The sequence below is a fragment of the Pararhodobacter zhoushanensis genome (assembly GCF_003990445.1).
GTDB lineage: Bacteria > Pseudomonadota > Alphaproteobacteria > Rhodobacterales > Rhodobacteraceae > Pararhodobacter > Pararhodobacter zhoushanensis.
On record NZ_REEZ01000001.1, the window covers coordinates 776,617 to 797,609 of the forward strand.

18 protein-coding genes are annotated in these 20,993 nt (G+C 65.9%); 3 read left to right on the plus strand and 15 right to left on the minus strand.

Annotation, left to right across the window (positions count from 1 at the left end):
* Positions 1-918, plus strand: a complete 918-nt coding sequence (locus EAE28_RS03790) for a LysR family transcriptional regulator (RefSeq protein WP_127104474.1) — start codon at positions 1-3, stop codon at positions 916-918.
* Between the two features lie 228 nt (positions 919-1,146).
* Complete coding sequence (locus EAE28_RS03795) at positions 1,147-3,132, plus strand: glycosyltransferase 61 family protein (protein WP_127104475.1); 1,986 nt, start codon at positions 1,147-1,149, stop codon at positions 3,130-3,132.
* Between the two features lie 4 nt (positions 3,133-3,136).
* Here EAE28_RS03795 and EAE28_RS03800 read toward each other — a convergent pair whose 3' ends face one another.
* The 10 genes from EAE28_RS03800 to EAE28_RS03845 all read right to left on the minus strand — a co-directional run bounded on the left by EAE28_RS03800 (position 3,137) and on the right by EAE28_RS03845 (position 14,735).
* Positions 3,137-4,483 (minus strand): tetratricopeptide repeat protein, encoded by a 1,347-nt coding sequence (locus EAE28_RS03800; protein ID WP_127104476.1) that lies wholly within the window; start codon positions 4,481-4,483, stop codon positions 3,137-3,139.
* Complete coding sequence (locus EAE28_RS03805) at positions 4,480-5,283, minus strand: alpha/beta fold hydrolase (protein ID WP_127104477.1); 804 nt, start codon at positions 5,281-5,283, stop codon at positions 4,480-4,482. The genes EAE28_RS03800 and EAE28_RS03805 overlap by 4 nt, the downstream gene beginning before the upstream one ends.
* Positions 5,283-6,305: a P1 family peptidase gene (locus EAE28_RS03810; protein ID WP_127104478.1), complete on the minus strand. Its 1,023-nt coding sequence runs from the start codon at positions 6,303-6,305 to the stop codon at positions 5,283-5,285. The genes EAE28_RS03805 and EAE28_RS03810 overlap by 1 nt, the downstream gene beginning before the upstream one ends.
* The gene (locus EAE28_RS03815) at positions 6,289-7,026 is read right to left on the minus strand and encodes an SDR family oxidoreductase (RefSeq protein ID WP_127104479.1); all 738 of its coding nucleotides are present in this window, start codon (positions 7,024-7,026) and stop codon (positions 6,289-6,291) included. Before EAE28_RS03815 ends, EAE28_RS03810 begins: the two co-directional genes overlap by 17 nt.
* Positions 7,027-7,030: 4 nt before the next feature.
* Positions 7,031-8,479, minus strand: coding sequence for an aldehyde dehydrogenase family protein (locus EAE28_RS03820; protein WP_127104480.1), 1,449 nt, complete (start codon positions 8,477-8,479; stop codon positions 7,031-7,033).
* Positions 8,469-10,073 (minus strand): ABC transporter ATP-binding protein, encoded by a 1,605-nt coding sequence (locus EAE28_RS03825; protein ID WP_127104481.1) that lies wholly within the window; start codon positions 10,071-10,073, stop codon positions 8,469-8,471. The genes EAE28_RS03820 and EAE28_RS03825 overlap by 11 nt, the downstream gene beginning before the upstream one ends.
* Positions 10,070-10,885, minus strand: coding sequence for an ABC transporter permease (locus EAE28_RS03830; protein ID WP_127104663.1), 816 nt, complete (start codon positions 10,883-10,885; stop codon positions 10,070-10,072). Before EAE28_RS03830 ends, EAE28_RS03825 begins: the two co-directional genes overlap by 4 nt.
* A 2-nt stretch (positions 10,886-10,887) precedes the next feature.
* Positions 10,888-11,835, minus strand: a complete 948-nt coding sequence (locus tag EAE28_RS03835; protein WP_127104482.1) for an ABC transporter permease — start codon at positions 11,833-11,835, stop codon at positions 10,888-10,890.
* A gap of 114 nt (positions 11,836-11,949) precedes the next feature.
* The gene (locus EAE28_RS03840) at positions 11,950-13,425 is read right to left on the minus strand and encodes an ABC transporter substrate-binding protein (protein WP_127104483.1); all 1,476 of its coding nucleotides are present in this window, start codon (positions 13,423-13,425) and stop codon (positions 11,950-11,952) included.
* Complete coding sequence (locus tag EAE28_RS03845) at positions 13,425-14,735, minus strand: acetylornithine deacetylase/succinyl-diaminopimelate desuccinylase family protein (RefSeq protein ID WP_127104484.1); 1,311 nt, start codon at positions 14,733-14,735, stop codon at positions 13,425-13,427. Before EAE28_RS03845 ends, EAE28_RS03840 begins: the two co-directional genes overlap by 1 nt.
* Positions 14,736-14,802: 67 nt before the next feature.
* On the opposite strand from EAE28_RS03845, the gene EAE28_RS03850 reads away from it, so the two are divergent.
* Entirely contained in the window at positions 14,803-15,357 is a 555-nt protein-coding gene (locus EAE28_RS03850) for a helix-turn-helix transcriptional regulator (protein WP_127104485.1), read from the plus strand.
* Positions 15,358-15,385: 28 nt separating this feature from the next.
* Here EAE28_RS03850 and EAE28_RS03855 read toward each other — a convergent pair whose 3' ends face one another.
* Genes EAE28_RS03855 through EAE28_RS03875 form a run of 5 tightly spaced genes read right to left on the minus strand, consistent with a single transcriptional unit; the run spans position 15,386 to position 20,993 of the window.
* Positions 15,386-16,546: an acyl-CoA dehydrogenase family protein gene (locus EAE28_RS03855; protein ID WP_127104486.1), complete on the minus strand. Its 1,161-nt coding sequence runs from the start codon at positions 16,544-16,546 to the stop codon at positions 15,386-15,388.
* Positions 16,547-16,549: 3 nt separating this feature from the next.
* Positions 16,550-17,350 carry an oxepin-CoA hydrolase, alternative type gene (locus tag EAE28_RS03860; protein WP_127104487.1) on the minus strand — a complete coding sequence of 267 codons (801 nt, stop codon included), beginning with the start codon at positions 17,348-17,350 and terminating at the stop codon, positions 16,550-16,552.
* Between the two features lie 10 nt (positions 17,351-17,360).
* A complete protein-coding gene (locus tag EAE28_RS03865; protein ID WP_127104488.1) occupies positions 17,361-18,569 on the minus strand; it encodes a CaiB/BaiF CoA transferase family protein in 1,209 nt (402 codons plus the stop codon).
* A complete protein-coding gene (locus EAE28_RS03870) occupies positions 18,566-19,483 on the minus strand; it encodes an SMP-30/gluconolactonase/LRE family protein (protein WP_127104489.1) in 918 nt (305 codons plus the stop codon). The genes EAE28_RS03865 and EAE28_RS03870 overlap by 4 nt, the downstream gene beginning before the upstream one ends.
* Positions 19,476-20,993: a tripartite tricarboxylate transporter permease gene (locus EAE28_RS03875; protein ID WP_127104490.1), complete on the minus strand. Its 1,518-nt coding sequence runs from the start codon at positions 20,991-20,993 to the stop codon at positions 19,476-19,478. The genes EAE28_RS03870 and EAE28_RS03875 overlap by 8 nt, the downstream gene beginning before the upstream one ends.

Genomic DNA, 20,993 nt, shown 5'->3' on the forward strand with positions numbered 1-20,993 from the left:
ATGACCCTTGCTCATCGCCTGAAACCCGCGCATCTGCGCCTGATCCTGAAGATCGCCGAAACCGGCAAATTGCAGACGGCCGCCACCAGTCTGGCCATGTCGCAACCCGCCGCCTCGCGCATGCTGTCCGAGATCGAAACCCTTGCCGACGCCGAACTCTTCGAGCGTCACGCCAAGGGCATGACCCCCACCTTGGCCGGCGCCGCCTTTGTCCGCCATGCGCGGGTGATCGTGCAGGGCTTTGACCGCCTTGACCTTGAGGTGTCAGACCTGAAAAGCGGGCGCGGCGGGATGGTGCGCATTGGCTCGGTGACCGGGCCGGTTGCGGGATCGCTGGTGCCCGCGATCCGTCAGGTGAAAACCCGTGCGCCGACCATCGAGATCACCATCGAGGTCGCGCCCTCGGTCTCGCTGGTGCGGGGGCTGGTGGAGGGAAACTTCGACTTCATCATTGCCCGCCTGCCCCCCGATGCCGACAGCCGCGACTTCCGCGTCTACCCGGCCCGCGACGAGGTGGTCACCTTGGTGGTGCGACAAGATCACCCGATGGCGGGCCGCCAGAACGTCAGCCTGAGCGACCTGACCGGCTATGAATGGGTGATTCAGGAACGCGGTTCGCCCATCCGCCGCGCGGTGGACGGGGCGTTCCACGCCAACCGGCTGGCGATGCCGCCGCATATCACCAACAGCTCGTCCTTGCTGGTGGCGCTGGCGATTCTGGAGAAATCCGACGCCATCTCGCCGCAGTCCCGGGAGGTTGCGCAGCTGCTCACCCGCGACGGGCTGAACGCCCGGCTGAGCATGCTGGATATCGATCAGGATATCTTTGTCGCGCCCTTTTTCCTGATCCAGCTTGAGGGTCGCAAACTGTCACGGATCGCTGAAATCGTGCTGGAAACCCTGCTGCGCGAAATCTGACCGGCGGGCCACGCCCGCGCGAAACGGGCAAACGGGTTTCGCGTGGCGATTGTCTCGCAACGGCCCAAGCGCAGCCTTGACAGCTGTTTTCTATCAGTTTTATCCTTGAGCGTCTTCAGTTGCACAGAATGGCTGACCCATAAGGACCGCTTGGCCCGCTTGGGTATGTTGGCCGTCGATTAACCCGTAACGGCTTTTACTCTTCCGTTGCCTGAAAAGGAGAAAGCCGTGAGCCCTTCGGAAAGCGACACCGCCGCGCGGCAAGTACCCGCCACGCGCAGGCTGGCCCCGCTTCAGTCGTTTCAGAATGTCCTCGCCGGCCCCTCGCCCAACCGCATGACGCCCGGTGTCCATTGGCCCGATTTCGAGAACCAGACCCATGCGCGCCTGTGGCGTGGCAGTCGGCGTGTGTGTACCCTGCCCGAGATCCAGCATGACGGCAGCACGCGGATCACCGAGCCGGGCCTGTTCGTGTCGATGTATGACAATCACTTTGGTCACATGGTCGCCGAAACCATCCCGCGCATCCCGCAATCACTGGCGGAAGCCCCGGATCTGCCCTTGTATTTCAGCGCGCGCGCGGGGTTTGGACTGGCCAACGTCAGCCCGATGTTTCGCAGTGTTCTGGGCTGGCTGAACGTCCCTCTGGACCAGATCCGGTTCATCGGCCACCCCACCGAGTTTCGCGACCTGACGATCGCGATGCAGGCCGAACACCTTGACGGACCGCCGACCGCCGAAGAATACCTGCCTTTGCTCGAGGCGCGCATTGCCGGACAACTCGACATGCCGCGTCCCGAAGGGATCGCTTTTGTCAGCCGCGCCGCGCTTGCACCGGAAAAGGGTCGTCACGCCGGAGAGCGCTATCTGGCCGACTGCCTCGACGGTCTTGGGGTGCGTGTCGTGTATCCCGAGAACCTGACTCTGCACGAGCAGATGAAGGCCTATGCTTCGGCAAAATACCTTGTGTTTTCTGAAGGTTCCGCACTTCATGGCCGCCAGCTGCTGGGGCGGATCGATCAGCATATCTCAATCCTGCGTCGTCGCCTGCGCAGCACCATTGCACAGCACCAGATCGCCCCGCGCAGCGCGTCGCTCACCTATGTCGGCAGTTTTGGCGGCTCTCTGCTGACGACCGACGAGGACGGGCGAAAAATCGATCATTCGATGATGTCGTTTTATGCCGTCGCGCCGGTGATTGAGCATTTCGAAAGCCTCGGCGTGCCGCTGAGGACTGTATGGGACTGGGCGGCATACAACCGCGCGCGTGATGCCGATGTCATGGCCTGGGTCGGGGCGATGTACGACCCGAAGGTCTTTAGCTGGCTCAAGCCCCACAACACCGACGCCTACCTCCTCGACCAGTTGGAACCGCTGGGTCTGGGTCATCTGCGCACACCGATCCATGCGCTGATCCGTCTGATGCGCCCCGAAGGCACCCCGGCTTCGCCCCCCGCAACAAAGGCGCAGCCCGCTGCCGCGCCGGGGACAACCGACTTTGCCATTCGCGGAGAGGCAGGCGTAGATATCTTCACCCGGCTGGAGGACGTGGGCGCAAATCGCCCGCGCTATCTGTGCCTTGCGACGGTTGTCGACATCGGGGGCGTCGCCAGCGTGCAGATGCACGAACCGACGCACAGGCGCGATGCGCGCGACCTGGCCCGTCTGGCCAAAGCCTTTGCGCAGGACGCGGCGCTGAGCCAAAGCTTTTCACTGACCGACGCCTCTGCCTGGCCCCGCGCCGGGCACGGCGAAAGCGGGAACAGCCTGTTGCAATACGCGGCGTTCTTTCTGGCATGGCAAGAAGCGGACGCCGCGTCACAACACTTCCTGGAGCAGCTCAACCGGGTGATTGCAAGCCTGTCCAATCATCCGGGTGCCCTGTCTGCCCCCGTGGCTCTGCTCTATAATTTCAACCGGATAAGCGTGGGCGTACAGGTCGCGCGCCGGGTGACTGCGGTGCTGTCGCAATGGATCGCGATGCAGCAATGGCCCGCCGGTACGCGCGACAGCACGGGTCACGCGATGCGCCTGCTGGGCGATCTGTGCACACGCGGTGCCGAGCCTGAGCTGGCGCTGTCGTGCTACGAGATCGCGCTGCACGCCGGCGACAACGGGTTCCGCCGCCGCAAGGCGTATGAGGCCGCGCGCGCCTTGGGAGACAGGCCCAAGATGGAGCTGCATCTTGGGGCGCTCAAGCGGTTCGAGGCCTGACGCCTCAGCCGCCTGCCCGTGCGCGGGCCTGGCGGGCCTGTTCGGGCAAACCGACCTGCTCATAGACCTGCGCCAGCAGCCGGTTGAGCGGGATGCCGTCCGGGTCATAGGTGCGGCGCATTTCAAGCACCTGCTGCGCGGTTGACGCCTCGCCTGCCTTGATCAGCGCATCAAGGTGGATCTGGTCAAAGAAGTCCCGCTGTGCGTGCGAGCCGCCGATTTCCTGTAGCCGCGGCAACGCGCGCCCCAGTTCACGCGCCGCCGTGACCGCGTCACCCGCCGCATGGGCCATGATGCCCGTCGCTGCCGGGAGCGCTACATCCGCCCAGGCCGCCTGATCATGGGCCGTTGTGGCGGCGCGGTTGCGGATTGCCTCCATCAGCGTCTCAGCCTCGGGCCGACCCGCGCGCGCCAGCGCATAGAGGTACTGCAACGTCAGGAACGGTGACACCGTGTCCGCCCCCCGCGCCGCGATCCGGTCCGCGACATCGGCCCAACGATCCCCGACGTCGATCCCGGCAAACTCCATACGCGCCAGCAGCGAGGCCGCGCCGATCTGGTCCTGCGAGTAGTCTTTCTCACAGGCCCAGACATGTGCGTCATAGGTCGCCAGCACGTCATCCTGCCGGTCGCGGCTGATGTAGAACAGCGCCAGATGCCACCAGTTATGCGTGTGCATGAAGGAATTGAGGCCCTGCCACGTCGGCGCAACCTCTTCCAGAAAGGCGATCCCCTCATCCACCCGCGCTTGCGTCAGCATCACGTGCGCCAGCGCGTGATGCGCCCACGGGTCGGTCGGTTCGATGGCGATGGCGCAGCGGGCCGAGGCCTCGGCGTCGGCCATCAGGTGACATTGCTCATAGCCAAAGGCGATCATGCCATGGACATAGGGCATCTGGGCGCAGGCGGGCAGCGCGTGCAGGGCCATGCGCAGCATCCCCGTGGCATCGCCCAGATTGAACAGGTGGTACTGCCCCAGCTTGATGATCGCCAGATCGGTCGGGTATTCGCGCGCGATGGCCTCGCAGCGGCGGATGGTTTCGGGAATGTCGCCCGCCACCCACGCCGCCAGCACCTGCGCATTGGCCTTTTCGCGCGGCGTTCCCGCCGCTTTCAGCGCGCGCTCCAGATAGGGCGCGGCAAGCGCCGGAGCCGCGGGCGATTCAAGGAACATCCACAAAAAGCCAGTATAGGTGTTGCCCAGACAGCTGCCCGGATGGTCCTCGATCAGGCCCATGAGGGTCACTGCCTGCGTCTGATAGGCCAGAACGCCCTGCAGGAAATCGTTGATCGCCGCGACAAGTGCGGGGGCGGTGTCGGTGATCTCGTTGCCAAGCTGGTCGCGGGTCATTGCGCGGTCTCCGTCAGAAACGGGAGCAGCGCCGCGAGCGTCGCGGCGGGCGCGTCCCAGTGGATTGAATGCCCGGCCTCGGGGATCGTGGCGATGGTCAGATCGGCAATCGGGGCAAGGGCTGCCCGCGCCGCCGCCTCGGGGATCAGCAGATCGCTGCCCGCCAGAACCGAGAGCGTCGGGCAGCGCACCAGCGCGGGCAGTTCGCTGGCGTCGGTCTTGTGCAACGCGGCGACCTGTGCGGCCATGGCGGCGGGGGATTGCGCGTGCGGATAGGCCAGCGACTGCGCGATGGCGGCGTCCAGTTGACCGGGGACATCGAAGAACCGGGGGTGGAACAGCCACGGCAGGAACGCCCGCAGCCAGAGGTCAGGCGCTTGGCCCTCGGCCCGCAGGCGCAGCATCAGATCAAAAAGTGCGACGTTGCGCCCCGCCGAGACCGGCGCGCTGGCCAGCAAGCCCAGGCGTGCCACCGTTTCCGGGGCCGTTGCCGCCATCCGCAGCGCGATCATCCCGCCCAGCGAATGCCCGACCACCGCCACCGGGCCAAGATCCAGATGCGCGGCCAGCGCCAGCGCGTCATCCGCCCAATGCTCCAGCGACAGCGGCGCGTCCTGCGGCGTGGTGCGCCCGGTGCTGCGGTTGTCGGGGCGGATGACGGTGAAGTGCTCGGCCAGCGGCGCGACCAGCGGACCCCAACTGGCGCTGTCACTGGCGGTCCCGGCGATCAGCATCAGGGGTGGGCCGCTGCCGTCGATCTCGTAATGCAGGGTGACGTCGGACAGCGCGAGCGTGGGCATCAGGACCTCCGGTAACAGGGCAGCAGATCGCCCGGGGCGGGTGTCGCCTCATACACCGCACGGGCGATGGCGCGGCTCAGGCACAGGGCAGCGGCGTGTCCGATGTCGGCCAGTTCGAAATCCGTCGGCGTGGTGCCCGTGGCGGTCGACAGCGCAAAGACCAGATCGCCGTCGCCGGGCGTATGCGCGGGCACAATGGCGCGGGCTATGCCGTCATGCGCGGCGACGCTCAGGCGGTGGCATTGCGCCTTGGTCAGCGCGCGGTCGGTGGCGACGATAGCGATGGTGGTATTGGTCAGGGGCGGCGCGGTCATGGTGCCGAAAAGCGCGTCCTTTTTGGCCGAGACCAGCGGGCCGCAGTATCCGCCCTCGGGATCCGGCCCCGCACCGCCAAACTCGCCGTCCAGTTCAAAGGGAGCCGCCCAGAAGTGCCGCTCGCCCGGCGTGGTGACGCTTCCCACCGGGTTCACCGCGACCAGCGCGCCAACCGTGGTGCCATCCTCAAGCACCAGCGACGCCGAGCCAAGGCCCCCCTTCTGCATCGCCGCCAGCGCACCCGTTCCGGCACCGGCAGTGCCCAGATCGAACGCCTGCCCGGCCGCTGCCAGCGCCGCGCGACCCAGAGCGCGGTAGGGGTTCTCGTCCCAGTCCTTGTCACCGTCGTTGAGCAGATCGAACAGGATCGCGCCGGGCACCAGCGGGATCACCGCCCGGCCGACCTGCACGCCACGCCCGGCGGCCCGCAGCCCGTCCATCACGCCCGAGCAGGCATCGAGCCCAAAGGCCGAGCCGCCCGACAACACCAGCGCATCCACCGCCACGGCGGATTTGTCGGGGGCCAGCAGATCCGTCTCGCGCGTGCCCGGTGCGCCGCCCATGACATGCACCCCGGCCACGAACGGCGCGTCGCCGGTCAGCACGGTGACGCCTGATTTCAGCCCCGCATCCTGCGCATTGCCGACCCGCAGACCCGCCACATCGGTGATCAGGTTGCGCGGTCCGGGCTTATATGCAGCGGCCACCGTCAACCTCCATCGCCACACCGGTGATCATCGACGCCTCGTCCGAGCATAGGAAACACGCGGCGTTGCCCATGTCCTCGGCGGTCGAGAACCGGCCCAGCGGGATGGTGGACAGGAATTTCGCGCGGATTTCCGGCGTGTCCTGCCCCATGAAGGACTTGAGCAGCGGGGTCTCTCCGGCCACCGGGTTCAGCGCATTGACCCGGATGCCGAAGGGCGCAAGTTCAACGGCCAGCGAGCGCGTGGCGGTGATCACCCAGCCTTTGGACGCGTTGTACCAGCTCAGGTTCGGGCGCGGCGAGACGCCAGCGGTCGAGGCGATGTTCAGGATATTGCCCGAACGACGCTCTTTGAACCCCGGCACAAAAACCTGCGTCATCAGGTAGATGGCCTTCATGTTGACCGCGACGATGCGGTCAAAGTCAGCCTCGCTCACGGCATCGGTGGGCGTCGGCAAATGCGTGACGCCCGCGTTGTTGACGACGATATCCACCGGCCCGATCGCCAGCGCCGCATCGCGCATCGCTTCAACACTGGCGCGGTCGGCGACGTTGCAGGTCTGCGCCGTGCCGCCGATCTCTTTCGCCACCTCTGCCGCCGCGTCGCCGTTGATGTCGGCGACGATGACATGCGCGCCCTCAGCCGCGAATTTGCGCGCGATCCCGGCACCAAAGCCCGAGCCTGCGCCGGTCACGATCGCGATTTTGCCCTGAAGTCTCATCTTATCACCCATGCCATGCTGCGACTGTCTTGAGTTGCGAGAACCCGTAGAGCGCCTCGAAGCCTTTTTCGCGCCCGTGACCGGATTTTCCAACCCCGCCGAAGGGCAGTTCCACACCGCCCCCGGCACCGTAATTGTTCAAGAACACCTGCCCCGCGTGCAGCGCCTTGGCCAACCGCATCTGCCGCGCACCGTCGCGGGTCCAGACGGCGGCGACCAGCCCGTAGTCGGTGGAATTGGCGATCCGCAGGGCTTCGGCCTCGTCCTCGAACGGGATCAGCACCTGCACGGGGCCAAAGATTTCCTGCTGGGCCAGCGCGTGATCCGAGGGCACCTCGGCAAACAGCGTCGGGCGGACGTAGTGGCCGGCGTTCCCGGCCTCAGGCGTCAGCACGCCCTCGGCGGCGATGGTCAGGTCGGCACCCTTGGCCAGATAGCCTTGCACGATGTCCTTCTGGCGGGCCGAGATCAGCGGACCGACCTTGGGGTCCGACAGCGCCGGACCGACGGTCAGCGCGCCATACGCCTGCGCCATCCGCTCGCGCACCGCGTCATAAACCCCGCGCTGCACCAGAATGCGCGACGAGGCCGAGCAGGTCTGCCCGGCGTTCTGGATGCCCGCGTTGACCAGAAACGGCAGCGCGCGGTCCAGATCGGCGTCGTCAAACACGATCTGCGGCGACTTGCCGCCCAGTTCCAGCGTCACCGGCACGACGTTCTTCGCCGCTGCGGTCTGGATCAGTGACCCAACCCCGACCGAGCCGGTAAACGACACATGCTGGATGCGCGGATGCCCGGCCAGTGCCGCCCCCGCCTCGGCCCCCAGCCCGGTCACCACATTGAGCGCCCCGGCGGGCAGCCCGGCATCGAGCGCCAGTTGCGCGAAGGCCAGCGCGGTCAGGCAGGCCTCTTCGGCGGGTTTGAGCACGCAGGCATTGCCCATCGCCAGCGCCGCCCCGACCGAGCGCCCGATGATCTGCATCGGGTAGTTCCACGGGATGATATGGCCGGTCACGCCATGCGGTTCGCGCAGGGTGTAGACGGTGTAGCCGTCCAGATAGGGGATCGTCTCGCCCATGATCTTGTCGGCGGCCCCGCCGTAGAATTCCATGTAGCGCGCGAGTGCCACCGCATCGGCGCGGGCCTGCGTCAGCGGTTTGCCGACATCGCGGGCCTCCAGCTGCGCCAGTTCCTCGGTCCTGGTCAGGATCAGCTGACCCAGCCGGGTCAGGATGCGCCCGCGCTCCAGCGCCGTCATCCGGCCCCAGTCGCCCGCGCGAGCGGCGTGGGCGGCATCGACAGCCGCGTCGATCTCGCCGGCGCTGCCGCGGGCGATCTCGGTCAGGGTTTCGCCGGTCGAAGGGTCGCTCAATGTCAGGCGTTCAGCGCCCTGCGTCCAGTGCCCGCCGATCAAATGACAGGCAACGGGAATTGCGAAGGATTCAAGAGGCATCGGCGTTCTTCTTCATGTCAGGGAGTTGCGGGGCTGCGGCCAGAAGCGTGCGCGTGTAGGGGTGTTGCGGGTCGGAGAAGACCTGCTCGGTCGGGCCTTGTTCAACGATCTCACCGGCCTGCATGACCATCACCCGGTCGGTGATCGTGCGCACGACGCTCAGATCGTGGCTGATGAACAGATAGCTCAGCGGGCGTTTGCGGCACAGCTCGGCCAGCAGATCCAGCACCTGCGCGCGCACGGACACGTCCAGCGCCGAGACCGCCTCGTCAAACACGATCAGCGCCGGATCGTTGATCAGCGCGCGGGCGATGGCGATGCGCTGGCGCTGCCCGCCCGAGAATTCGTGAATGTATTTGTCGGCATCCGCCGGCGTCAGCCCCACATCCGTCAACGCCTGCGCGATCTTCTGCGTGCGGGCCTCGCCGGTGGGCGGGTCGCTCAGCAGATGGAACGGCTCGGTGATCAGGCGACGGACGCGGTGGCGCGGGTTGAAGCTGCCGTAGGGGTCCTGGAACACCACCTGCATCTGCCGGCGCACGTCCAGATTGGCGCGGCTGTCGGTCCAGACCGGCGCACCGCCCAACGTGATCGAGCCCGATTGCACCGGCTCCAGCCCCAGAATGGCGCGCGTCAGGGTGGATTTGCCGCAACCGGATTCACCGACCAGCCCCAGCCGCTCGCCCCGGTTCAGGGTGAAGGACACGTTCCTGACCGCCTGCATTTCCGGGCGCGGCCCGAACACCCCCTTGCGCGGCTGGCGGTAGCTGCGCACGACGTTCTTCACCTCAAGCAACGCTTGCGGCGGGGGCGCGACGGGCAAGGTGACCTTGTGGGCCGAGGCCGCAAACAGCGCCTTGGTATAGGGGTGCTGCATGGCGCGGAACAGGTCCGCTGTCTTGCCGGTCTCGACCACCCGCCCGTGCTGCATCACCACGATGCGGTCGGCCATATCGGCCACCACCGCAAGGTCATGGGTGATCATCAGCAGGCCCATGCCGAACTCTTGCGTCAGATCCTTGAGCAGGTCGAGGATATGCGCTTGCGTGGTCACATCCAGCGCGGTGGTCGGCTCATCCGCGATCAACAGCTTGGGCCGCAGGGCGATGGCCATGGCGATCACCACCCGCTGCCGCTGGCCGCCCGACAACTCGTGCGGGTAGCGGCCCAGCGGGAATCGGTCCTCGGGCAGGCCGACACGGTTAAGCATCGCGCGGGCCTGTGCCAGCGCGTCGTCCTTGGAGACGCCCTCGTGGATGCGGATCGTCTCGGCGACTTGCGCGCCGATGGTCTGCACCGGGTTCAGCGCGGTCATCGGTTCCTGAAACACCATGCCGATCTGCCGCCCGCGCACCTTGCACATCTCGGCCTCGGACAGCGCCAGCAGATCGGTGCCCTCCAGCAAGATCCGCCCGGTGGTTGTCGCGCGGGCGGGCAGCAGGCCCATCGTGGCGAAAGCGGTCATCGACTTGCCCGAGCCGCTTTCGCCGGTGATGGCGACGATCTCGCCGGGCGCGACGGTCAGCGACACATCGTGCAGAATCGGATAGGTGCCGATCGACAGGGTCAGGTCTTGGATCGAAAGAAGGCTCATGTCCGGGCCACCTGCAAACGGGGGTCGAGCAGGTCGCGCAACCCGTCGCCCATCAGGTTCAGTCCCAGCACCATGAACACGATCGCCAGCCCCGGCATCAGCGCGACATGCGGCGCGATGCTGGCGAGGGTCTGCGCGTCAGCCAGCATCCGGCCCCAGCTGGCAGTCGGCGGCTGCGCGCCAAGGCCGATGTAGCTGAGCGCGGCCTCGGCCAGAATGCCCAGTGAAAACTGGATGGTGCCCTGTACGATCATCAGATTGGCGATGTTGGGCAGGATATGCTCGACCGAAATGCGCGTCGCCGACTTGCCCGACACCCGCGCCGCAAGAATGAAATCGCGCGACCACAGGCTGAGCGCCGCGCCGCGCGTCAGGCGGGCAAAGACAGGGATGTTGAAAATCCCGATCGCGACAATCGCGTTCATCGCGCTTGCGCCAAAAACAGCGGTGATCAGGATGGCGATGACCAGCGAGGGGAAGGCAAAGATCAGGTCGTTGCCGCGCATGATCAGCTCGTCCAGCAGCGACCCGCGCCGCGCGGCTGCCAGCAGCCCCAGCGGCACGCCCAGCCCCATGCCGATACCGACGGCCAGCAAGGCCACGGCAATCGAGGTGCGCGCGCCCATCATGATCATCGACAGGATATCGCGGCCCAGTTGGTCGGTGCCCAGCCAATGCGTCAGGCTCGGGGTCTGCAGGCGCGAGGGGATCGAGAGGGTCTGGATGTCGTAGGGGGTCCAGACAAAGGACAGCAACGCCGCCCCCAGAAACAGGACGGACAGGAAGGTGCCCAAAATCAGGCTGCGTGGCAGGGTCATGAGCGGGTTCTCAGGCGGGGGTCGACCAGCGCATAGGCCAGATCAACCGCGAAATTGACGACAATGACAAGGAACACCAGCAGCATCACCACGCTCTCGACCACGATCAGATCGCGCGACGAGATCGCCTGAAAGATCAGGCGGCCCAGACCGGGCAGGAAGAACACCTGTTCGATGACGATGCCCCCGGCCAGCAGGAACGAGAATTGCAGCCCGATGATGGTCAGCACCGGGATCAGCGCATTACGCACGGCGTGGCGCCAAAGCGCCTGCCGCCGGTTCAGGCCCTTGGCGCGGGCGGTGCGGATGAAATCCTCGTTCAGCATGTCCAGAAGGGACGAGCGCATGACCCGCGCCAGAATGGCAGCCTGCGGCAAGGCAAGCGCGATGGCGGGCAGCAGCAGCGCCTTCAGGCCGGTGAAGAGACCGTTCTCCCAGCCCGGAAAGCCTCCGGCGGAAAACCAGCGCAGTTTGATGGCGAAGATCAGCACAAGGATCATCGCGAACCAGAAGTTCGGCACCGCGACACCGAATTGCGTGGCCCCCATAACCGTCATGTCCCCCGCCCGGCCACGGCGGCTGGCGGCGTAGATCCCGGCGGGAAAGGCGATGAGAATGGTCAGCGTCAAGGCAAACAGCGCCAGCGGGACCGAAACCCAGACCCGGTCAAGGATCATCTGCGACACAGGGGTGCGGTAGGTATACGACTGTCCGAAATCGCCGCTCAGCATGCCAGTGGTCCACGCCAGATAGCGCTCGGGCTTGGACACATCGAGGCCCAGTTCGGTGCGCAGCGCGGCTACGGTGTCGGGCCGGGCGTTGACGCCCAGCATATACGCCGCCGGGTCGCCGGGCACGACCTCGACCACGGCGAAGATCACCATCGAAGCCACGAGCAGGCTCAGGCAAAGCGAGGTCAGTCGACCGATTGTGTATCGGATCATCGCCGGGCAGCTCCAGAGGTGTCAGGCAGGGGGAACGGTGCGGGACGGCAAAGGCGCTGCGCGCCCTGCCCCGGAGGGACGACGCCCGGATCGCTCCGGGCGCCGTCTGTCAACTCACGGCCAGCTGACGCCGGTCAGGTCGATGGCGGCGGTCGGCTGGTTCAGCCACAGCCCTTCGATGCCTGCACGGGCGACCGTCGGCACGGCCAGCTCGAACAGGAAGCCTACCACGTAGTCCTCGGCGATCATCGTCTGCGCTTGAGCCAGCAGGTTTGAGCGTTCCTCGGGATCGGTGGTCGAGGTCAGCGTCGTCATCAGCGCCTGAAAGTCCGGGTTGTCGTACTGGAAATAGTACTCGGGGTTGGCGTAGATGCCGATGTCCATCGGTTCGGTATGGCTGACGATGGTCATGCCGAAGTCATAGCCGCGGAAGGTGTTCTCCAGCCACTGCGCCCATTCCTGGTTCTCGATTTCAGCGTTGATGCCGACCGCACGCAACTGGGACGCGATGATCTCACCACCGCGACGGGCGTAAGAGGGCGGCGGCAGCTTGAGCGTGGTGGTAAACCCATCGGGGAAGCCGGCCTCGGCCAGCAGTTCGCGCGAACGGTCGGGATCATAAGCCGACAGCGCGGTCAGATCGACGTAGTCGGGGTTATGCGGCGCGAAATGCGTGCCGATCGGCGTGCCGATGCCATACATCGCCCCGTCGATGACCGCCTGACGGTCGATGGCATGCGCCACGGCCTCGCGCACCAGCACGTTGTCGAACGGTGCCTGCGCGTTGTTCATCGCCAGAATCGTCTCGCCCTCGGTGTTGCCGACCAGCACCTGGAACCGCGGATCCGCTTCGAACTGCGGCAGGTTTTCGGGGGCCGGGAAGCCGACGAAGACATCGACATCTTCGGCCATCATCGCCGCAAAGGCAGCGGTCGGGTCCGAGATGAAGCGGAAGGTCGCGGATTCCAGCGCGGCGGGCGTGCCCCAGTAGTTGGGGTTGCGCACGATGTCGATGTGATCGCCCTGCACCCAGTTGTCGAACATGAACGCGCCGGTGCCGATGGGATGCGTCGCCGCATCAGCGATGCTCTCGGGTGCCACGATCACCGCGTCACCCCAGGCGAGGTTGAACAGCATCGCGCCATTGGGCTCACCCAGCGTGATCTGCACCGTCAGCGGATCAACCACCGTTACGTCGGTGATCCCGGCGAACAGGGCCTTTTGTGCGTTGGTGCTGTCTTCGGCCCGGGCGCGGTCAAGGCTGAACTTCACATCCTCAGCGTCCATGGTCGAGCCGTCGTGGAAGGTCACGCCCGACCGCAGGTGGAAGGTGTAGACCAACCCGTCGTCGGAAATCTCCCAGCTCTCGGCCAGACCGGGAACCACCGAGCCATCCGACATGAAGCGCGTGAGCCCTTCAAAGATGTTCGAATACACGACCGAGTCGACGGCCTGCGCAGCCCCGGCGGTCGGATCAAGGTTTGGCGGCTCAAGCTGCATCGCCACGCGGATATTGGTCTGGTCGGCCGCCGCAGCGGTCGCGAACAGGGCCGTTGAACTGGCCAGGATAAGCGCCGTCAGATGTTTCATCAGTTGGTCTCCCCGTTTGTAGTATCAGGCAGAAGCAGCGACACGAGGCTTTGAGCCATGACCGCCGCACTGTCCATCATATCGTCAACGCCGACATATTCGTCTGGTTTGTGCGCAAGTTCCAGCAGTCCCGGCCCATACGCAACGCAGTTTTTCAGTTTGCCGATACGATCGATGTGCTTTTGGTCGTAACTCCCGGGGGACGCTACGAATTCTGCGGTCTTGCCCATCACCGATTCAATGGCTGCGGCCACGGTGCGCGCAATCGGCGCGTCACGGTCGGTCATCGAGGGGATGACATGGTTCAGCTCTTTCATCGCATAGTCAAAGTTCGGCCGGTCGCGTTTCAGCCCGTCCAGCAGATCGGTGATCTCGGCCTGAACGCTGTCGCGGGTTTCTTCGACAAGATAGCGCCGGTCGATCACGATCCGGCAGCTGTCAGGTACGCAATGCGAGGGAAGCGCGGTCGAGCCGGGCTGTTGCTCGGGCTGGCCACCGTGGATCGAGTTGATGTTCATCGTTGACGAGCGCGCACCTTCGGGCACCACGGGCATATCGGTGCGCCGCGCTGCCATCGCCGGGAAAAGCCTGTCTTCGAACACGTCGAGCACCGCGCCCATGTGGCGCACGGCGCAGTCGCCCAGGAACGGCATCGAGCCATGGGCGATCTCGCCGAAGGTTTCGATCTCGGCCCACCAGCCTCCACGGTGGCCCAAACAGACGCGATCCTTTTGAAGCGGCTCGGGGATGATCACGTGCTGGACCCGCTCAGGCGAGAAGAACCCCTTCTCGGCCAGATAGGCCACGCCGCCATAGCCGCCCGATTCCTCGTCGGCCGTGCCCGAAATCTCGATCGCGCCCGCGAAATCGGGGAAGATTTCCAAAAACGCCTCGACCGCGACGATCGAAGCAGCCAGCCCGCCCTTCATGTCGCAAGCGCCCCGGCCATAGATCTTGCCGTCGCGCAGCAAGCCGCCGAACGGGTCCACCGTCCAGCCTGCGCCCACATCCACCACGTCGATATGGCTGGTGAAATGCACGCAATCGCCGGGCATCTTCCCTTCGCGCCGCGACACGACGTTCCAGCGCGGGTAGGCGTCGCAGTCGCCCGGCGTGCCATAGGCCCGGATCAGCTGCGTCTCGAACCCCATGCGGCGCAGGCGACGGTCGAGATACTCGCAGATATCGCGATAATTCTCGCCCGGCGGGTTCAGCGTCGGAATGCGGATCAGATCCTGCGTCAGGGCGATCAGGTCGTCGCGCCGCGCATGAAGGGCTTCGGTCAGGGCGGCGTGCTGCGTTTGGGGCATGACAGGGTTCTCCATCCGCGCAGATTGGCGCGAGACAAATACGGTATCAATACCGTATGAATACGGCATGGATACCCCGCCCCCCGATCTCGCCCGCCTCGCCTATGATTCTGCCCCCACCGGCATCGTGCTGACCGAACAGCGCGTGATCCGCACCTGCAACGCGACCTTCGCCCAACTGCTGGGTTACCAGGTGGACGAGCTGGTCGGGCAATCGTTCCGTGTCCTCTATGGGTCGGATGAAGAATTCGAGGATATTCGCGACATCGGCCTGATCCTGTTGCAGCAGACCGGGCAATACATTGATGAACGGCTGGTGCGGCACCGGGCGGGGCATGGCATCTGGTGCCGGTTTCGCGCCCGCACGCTGGTGCCGCAGGCACCGCTGGAACGCGTGGTGATGAGCTTTGCACCGATCAACGACGCCGAGCCGATCACCCTGTCCAAACGCGAACGTCAGGTGCTGGAGCTGATGAACCGCCGCCTGACCAGCAAGGAGATCGCCAAACAACTGGGCCTGAGCCCGCGCACCATCGACGATGTGCGCAGCCGGTTGATCAAACGATTCGGCGTGCGCCGCGCGCAGGATCTGCTGGGTCGGTTAAGCGGGCGTCAGGGCTGAGCATGGGGCCGCCGCCGCTGGCTGGACACTATGCCGTGTGTCGCCGCTTGCGCATCTGCTTGACGATGTTCAGCTGATGGATCTGGCTGGTTCCTTCGTACAGTCGGAACAGCCGGACATCGCGGTAGTACCGCTCGATGGTCGACGCATTGGCGACATAGCCCGCGCCGCCGAACACCTGCACGCAGCGGTCCGCGATGCGCCCACACGCTTCCGAGGCGAAGTACTTGCAGATCGACGCCTCGAGCGCGATATCCTTGCCGTCATCGCGCGCCCGCGCGGTCTGCAGGATCAGCGCGCGCGCCGCTTCGATCTCGGTCTGACAATCGGCGAGCAGCGCGGCGACAAGCTGGAAGTCGATGATCGCCTGCCCCGACTGACGGCGCGTTTCGGCGTGGTCCATCGCCAGATCCAGCATGCGGATCGCGGGGCCAGTGCACAGCGCCGCCAGATGGACGCGCTGCTTGTTGAGCACCTTCATCGCGGTGCGAAACCCCTGCCCTTCCAGCCCGCCGATGACAGCGCTGGCGGGTACACGGACGTCTTCAAGCAGCACCTCGCCCACCGGCGAGCCGCGCTGCCCCATCATCGTGTAGGGCGCGGAGGTGGACAGGCCCGGCTCTCCCCGCTCAACCAGAAACGCCGAAACGCCGCGCGCGCCCTTGCTGTCGGGATCGGTGCGGGCGAAGACGGTGAACAGGCCCGCAATCGGCGCGTTGGTGATATAGCATTTGCGGCCGTTGAGGATGTAGTCATCGCCATCCCTGCGGGCCGAGGTGGTGAGCGAACTGGCATCGGACCCGGCGTCCGGTTCCGTCAGCGCGAACGAGCCGGTGATTTCGCCGCGCGCCAGTCGCGGCAGGTAGTCGGCCTTTTGCGCCTCGGTCCCATCGGCAACCAGCGCTTCCGAACCGATGCCGGTGTTGGTGCCGACCCGCGCGCGAAAGGCCACCGCGCATTGCGACAACTCCATCGCGCCCAGCACCAACTCCTCGGTGGTGAACCCTGCCCCGCCATAGGCCTGCGGGATCGACCAGCCGAAAAAGCCGCGCGCGGCCATGTCGGCGACGATCTCGGCGGGAACCTCGTCGGTTTCGGCCACGCGGTCCTCGGCCGGATGTGCCACCGCGCGCACCCAGTCGTGGACATCGCCCAGAAGAGCGTCGAGCCGGTTCTGATCGCGGATCATCGCTTAATCCCGTCCTGTCTTGCTGAAATCCGGGCGGCGTTTTTCAAGGAACGCAGCCAGCCCCTCGCCCGCCTCACGGCCATAGCGCGCGGCGTTGATGCCCCGGCCCTCGATATCGACCTGCTGGGCCAAGGCGTTCTGCGGCGCGCTGGCGAGTTGGGATTTGATCGTTTCAATCGCCGCACTGGCCCCGGCGGCGAGCGCCTCGGCCAATTCCAAGGCCGCAGAGAGCGCGCCGCCCGCGTCGGCCACCACATTGACCACACCGGCGGCGTGCAACCGCTCGGCACTCACCGGGCGACCCAGCATGCACAGCTCGGATGCCAGCTGGCGCGGCAAGGCCTCGCGCAGGAAATGGGTGGTGCCGCCGTCCGGCGTCAGCCCGATCTTCACGTAAGCGACGGTGAATTTCGCCCCGGCCGAGGCGGTAACCATGTCACACGACAGCGCCACCGCGACACCGAGGCCCGCCGCCCCACCCTCGACCGCCGCGATCAGCGGCGTCGGGCAGGCACGGATCGCCAAGATCATCGCCGCCAGCGCGTCGGTGTTGCGACTGACCTCGGACAGCGGCAACTGGCGGCTTTCCTGCAGCGCGGCGACATTGCCGCCCGAGGAAAAGAACCCCTGCGCCCCGGTCAGGACGATGGCGCGCACCGCCCTGTCCTTTCCTGCGTCGATCACGGCGGCGGTCAGCGCCTCATACTGCGGGCGGCTGATCGAGTTGCGCGAACTGGGGCCATCCATGGTCAGGATACGGACCGCGCCGCGCGTCTCGATACGGATTTCGGTGGTGCTTGTCATGTTGCCCTCGTCACACGATGCCATTGGCGCGCAGACCGGCGACCTGCTCGGCGGTCAGGCCAAGATCTCGGAAGATCGCCTCATTATCCGCGCCCAGCGACTTGGCCGCCCAGCGGATCTTGCCCGGATTGCGCGTCAGGCGCGGTACCACGTTCTGCATCCGGACGGTGCCGAAATCCTCATCCGCCACCGGGGTGATCGCCTCGCGGTCCTGCATCTGGGCGTCGGCAAAGATCTGCTCGACCGAATAGATCGGCCCGATGGCCCCGTTCTCGCGGGTAAAATCGGCCAGCACCTGCTCCAGCGTGTGGCTCTCCATATAGGCGCGAAACACGCCATCCAGCTCCTCGCGATAGCGCATGCGGTCGCGGTTGGTCTTGAAGCGGGGATCGTCGATCAGATCGCTGCGCCCAATGGCGCGCATGTTGGCCGCCGACATGGAGTCGGTCGAGCCGGTCACGGTGACATACCGCCCGTCACCCGTGCGAAACACATTCGCCGGGGCGGTGTACTGGTTGTTGTTGCCGTCGCGCTCGCGCACCTGACCCAGTTGATCGTATTCAATTGCCAGATTTTCCAGCAGCCGGAAGGTCGCCTCGGTCAGCGCAAGGTCGATCTCCTCACCCTGCGTGCCATTGCGCGCGATGCCCAGCAGCGCGGCGCAGATCGAGAACGCGCCGAACAGACCGCCGATGGCGTCGGCAATCGGATAGCCCGGATGCACCGGATCGCCGTCCTTGGTGCCGGTGATATGGGTCAGCCCGCCCATCGCCTCGAAGATCCGGGCAAAGCCGCCCTGTTTCGACGTGGGCCCGGTCTGGCCGAAGGCCGAGACGCGCAGGATCACCAGCCTGGGGTTGATCTGCCACAGCGTCTCGCGGTCCAGCCCCCATTTCGCCAAGGTGCCGGGGCGGAAGTTTTCCACCAGAACATCGCTCTGCGCGATGATCTGCTTGATGACTGCCAGCCCCTCGGGCTGGCGCAGATCCAGCGTGCCATAGCGTTTGCCGCGGTTGGTGACTTTCCACCACAGCGGCTTGTTGTCGCGAAACGGCGGGAAATTGCGCAGCCCGTCGCCGCGACCGGGGATCTCCAGCTTGGTGACATCCGCGCCGAAATCGGCCAGCAGCGAGGCGGCGAAGGGGGCCGCGATGATCGTCGCAATGTCGAGAACCTTGAGCCCGGCAAGCGGGCCGAACGGGGCGTCGGGAGCGGTCATAGGGAAATCCTTGCTGGAAAGCGCGTCTCCGGGATGCCGGTCGCGCCAGTGCCGTCGATGGCGAACAGGTGCCCGCCGTCGGGATGCTTTGACACCGCACGCCCGGTGCCGGAATCGCGGATCGAGGTCACGAACAGCGTGCCGCTGTCCGCGCCGCCGAAGGCCAGGCTTGAGGGCAGATCGACAGGGGCTTTGAAGCGGTGCAACAACCGTCCGTCCGGCGCAAAGCAGCCGATCTCGGCGCTGTGGATCATCGCGGCCCACAGGTTGCCGTCGCGGTCCACGGTCTGCCCGTCGACACCCGAACCCAACGGTGCCGTATCGGCCAGCACGCGTGGTTCCGACGCCTCGCCGCTGGCAGGGTCATAGTCACAGGCATAGGTTTTGCGCGCGGGCGTGTCGGTGAAATAGAGCGTCGCGCCATCGGGGCTGAAACAGACGCCGTTGCCGATGCGGATGCCGCTGGCAAGGATACGCTGCCGCCCGTCCGCGCTGAGCTGATGCACGGCCCCCAGCGGCGCGCCCGAGCGCCCCATCCCGACGCAAAGGAACCGCCCTTGCCGGTCGGTTGCCCCATCGTTCAGCCGCATCGCGGGATCGGCCCCGGCAAGGGTCAGCAGGATCTGCGCCGCCCCGGCAGTCGGATCGACCAGCAAGAATGCATGATCGCGCGCCACCAGAAGCTGCCCGGCTTCGGCCAGCGCCAGCGACCCGATATGCCCGCCGATCCGCACAGCCTCGGCTTCGGGCCGGGTCGGATGGTGGCAGCGGATCTCGCCCGCCACCCCGTCGATCCACCACAGGCACCCGCCCTCGGCGTCCCACACCGGGCTCTCGCCCAGCGCGGCGGGGCGCTCAGACAGGCGGGTGGCGGTCAGGCTATCCGCAAGCCGCTTTTGCGCCTGCTCAGGCATTCCTGACCTCACGGCGGGCGCGCATCTTGCCCCGGATATTCGCCGCGACCGCAACGAGGATGATTGCGATCAGGATCGTCATGATCGTCCCGGCAATCGGGCGTTCAAAGAACGTGCCCAGATCACCATTGGCGACGATCAGCGAGCGGCGGAAGAACTGCTCGATCATCGGTCCAAGCACAAAGCCCAGCAGCAACGGCGCCACCTCGAATTTCAGCGCCTTCATGCCCACGCCGAGGAAGCCGAAGGCGACCAGAATGGCGATGTCCATGACCTGATAATGCACGCTGTAGATGCCGATACAGGTGAAGGCGACGATCACCGGGAACAACAGATTGTAAGGGATCTTCAGCAACTTGACCCAAAGACCCACCATCGGCAGGTTCAGCACCAGCAGCATGAAGTTGCCGATGATGAAACTGACGATCAGCCCCCAGAACAGATCAGGATTGGACTGGATCACGTTCGGCCCCGGAATGATGCCGTGGATCATCATCACGCCCAGCATGATCGCCATCACCGGATCGCCCGGAATGCCCAGGCTCAGCGTCGGGATGAACGCCGCCTGAACCGAGGCATTGTTGGCCGCCTCGGGCGCGGCGACGCCTTCGATTGCGCCATGACCGAACTCTTCGGGATGTTTGCTGACTTTGCGCTCGACCGCGTAGGACACGAAAGTCGCCACCAGCCCGCCGGTGCCCGGCAACGCGCCAAAGAACGAGCCGATGGCCGATCCACGCACCATCGGCAGGGCCGAACGGCGCCAGTCCTCGCGCGTGGGCATCATGTCGCGCATGCGGATCTTGCCCTCTTGCACCTTGGGCAGCTCAGAGCGGCCCGCGTTGGCGATGATCTCGGGCAGGCCGAACAGGCCGATGGCCACGGCGACCAGCGGCAGGCCGTCGTAGAACTCGGTCATGCCAAAGGTGAAGCGCCCGACGCCGCTGTTCAGGTCCAGCCCGATCAGCCCCAGCGCCAGGCCAAGCGTCACCGACACCAGCGATCGGATCGAGCGCCCGGTGCCGATCACCGCCGCCGCAACCAGCCCCAGCGACATCAGCGCGACGTATTCCTGCGGCCCGAACTGCAGGGCCACGCGCGCCAGCGGCACCGAAAAGCCGACCAGCAGCACAACGCCGAACATGGTGCCGACAAAGGAGGCGATGGCCTTCATGAACAACGCAGGTCCGGCACGGCCGGCTTGCGCCATGGGATAGCCTTCGATCCCGGTCACCGCACTGGTGGCCGTGCCCGGCAGGTTCATCAGGATTGCCGCCGTCGAGCCGCCGAAATCAGCGCCATAATAGATCCCGGCCAGCATGATCAGCCCGAAGGTCGGATCAATGTGGAAGGTGATCGGCATCAACATGGCCAGCGTGGCCATGATGCCGATGCCGGGCAGCACGCCGACCAGCGTGCCAAGGAACACGCCGATGAAGCAATACATCAGCCCTTCCCACGACGCGGCGACGCTCAGCCCCAGCGCAATATCGGAAATAAGCGATGACAT

Bases quoted from the DNA above. Each gene is read 5' to 3' on its own strand.
- EAE28_RS03790 (WP_127104474.1), top strand. From the start codon at position 1: ATGACCCTTGCTCATCGCCTGAAACCCGCGCATCTGCGCCTGATCCTG.
- EAE28_RS03800 (WP_127104476.1), bottom strand. From the start codon at position 4,483: ATGACCCGCGACCAGCTTGGCAACGAGATCACCGACACCGCCCCCGCA.
- EAE28_RS03805 (WP_127104477.1), bottom strand. From the start codon at position 5,283: ATGCCCACGCTCGCGCTGTCCGACGTCACCCTGCATTACGAGATCGAC.
- EAE28_RS03815 (WP_127104479.1), bottom strand. From the start codon at position 7,026: ATGAGACTTCAGGGCAAAATCGCGATCGTGACCGGCGCAGGCTCGGGC.
- EAE28_RS03820 (WP_127104480.1), bottom strand. From the start codon at position 8,479: ATGCCTCTTGAATCCTTCGCAATTCCCGTTGCCTGTCATTTGATCGGC.
- EAE28_RS03825 (WP_127104481.1), bottom strand. From the start codon at position 10,073: ATGAGCCTTCTTTCGATCCAAGACCTGACCCTGTCGATCGGCACCTAT.
- EAE28_RS03835 (WP_127104482.1), bottom strand. From the start codon at position 11,835: ATGATCCGATACACAATCGGTCGACTGACCTCGCTTTGCCTGAGCCTG.
- EAE28_RS03840 (WP_127104483.1), bottom strand. From the start codon at position 13,425: ATGAAACATCTGACGGCGCTTATCCTGGCCAGTTCAACGGCCCTGTTC.
- EAE28_RS03845 (WP_127104484.1), bottom strand. From the start codon at position 14,735: ATGCCCCAAACGCAGCACGCCGCCCTGACCGAAGCCCTTCATGCGCGG.
- EAE28_RS03850 (WP_127104485.1), top strand. From the start codon at position 14,803: ATGGATACCCCGCCCCCCGATCTCGCCCGCCTCGCCTATGATTCTGCC.
- EAE28_RS03855 (WP_127104486.1), bottom strand. From the start codon at position 16,546: ATGATCCGCGATCAGAACCGGCTCGACGCTCTTCTGGGCGATGTCCAC.
- EAE28_RS03860 (WP_127104487.1), bottom strand. From the start codon at position 17,350: ATGACAAGCACCACCGAAATCCGTATCGAGACGCGCGGCGCGGTCCGT.
- EAE28_RS03865 (WP_127104488.1), bottom strand. From the start codon at position 18,569: ATGACCGCTCCCGACGCCCCGTTCGGCCCGCTTGCCGGGCTCAAGGTT.
- EAE28_RS03870 (WP_127104489.1), bottom strand. From the start codon at position 19,483: ATGCCTGAGCAGGCGCAAAAGCGGCTTGCGGATAGCCTGACCGCCACC.
- EAE28_RS03875 (WP_127104490.1), bottom strand. From the start codon at position 20,993: ATGTCATCGCTTATTTCCGATATTGCGCTGGGGCTGAGCGTCGCCGCG.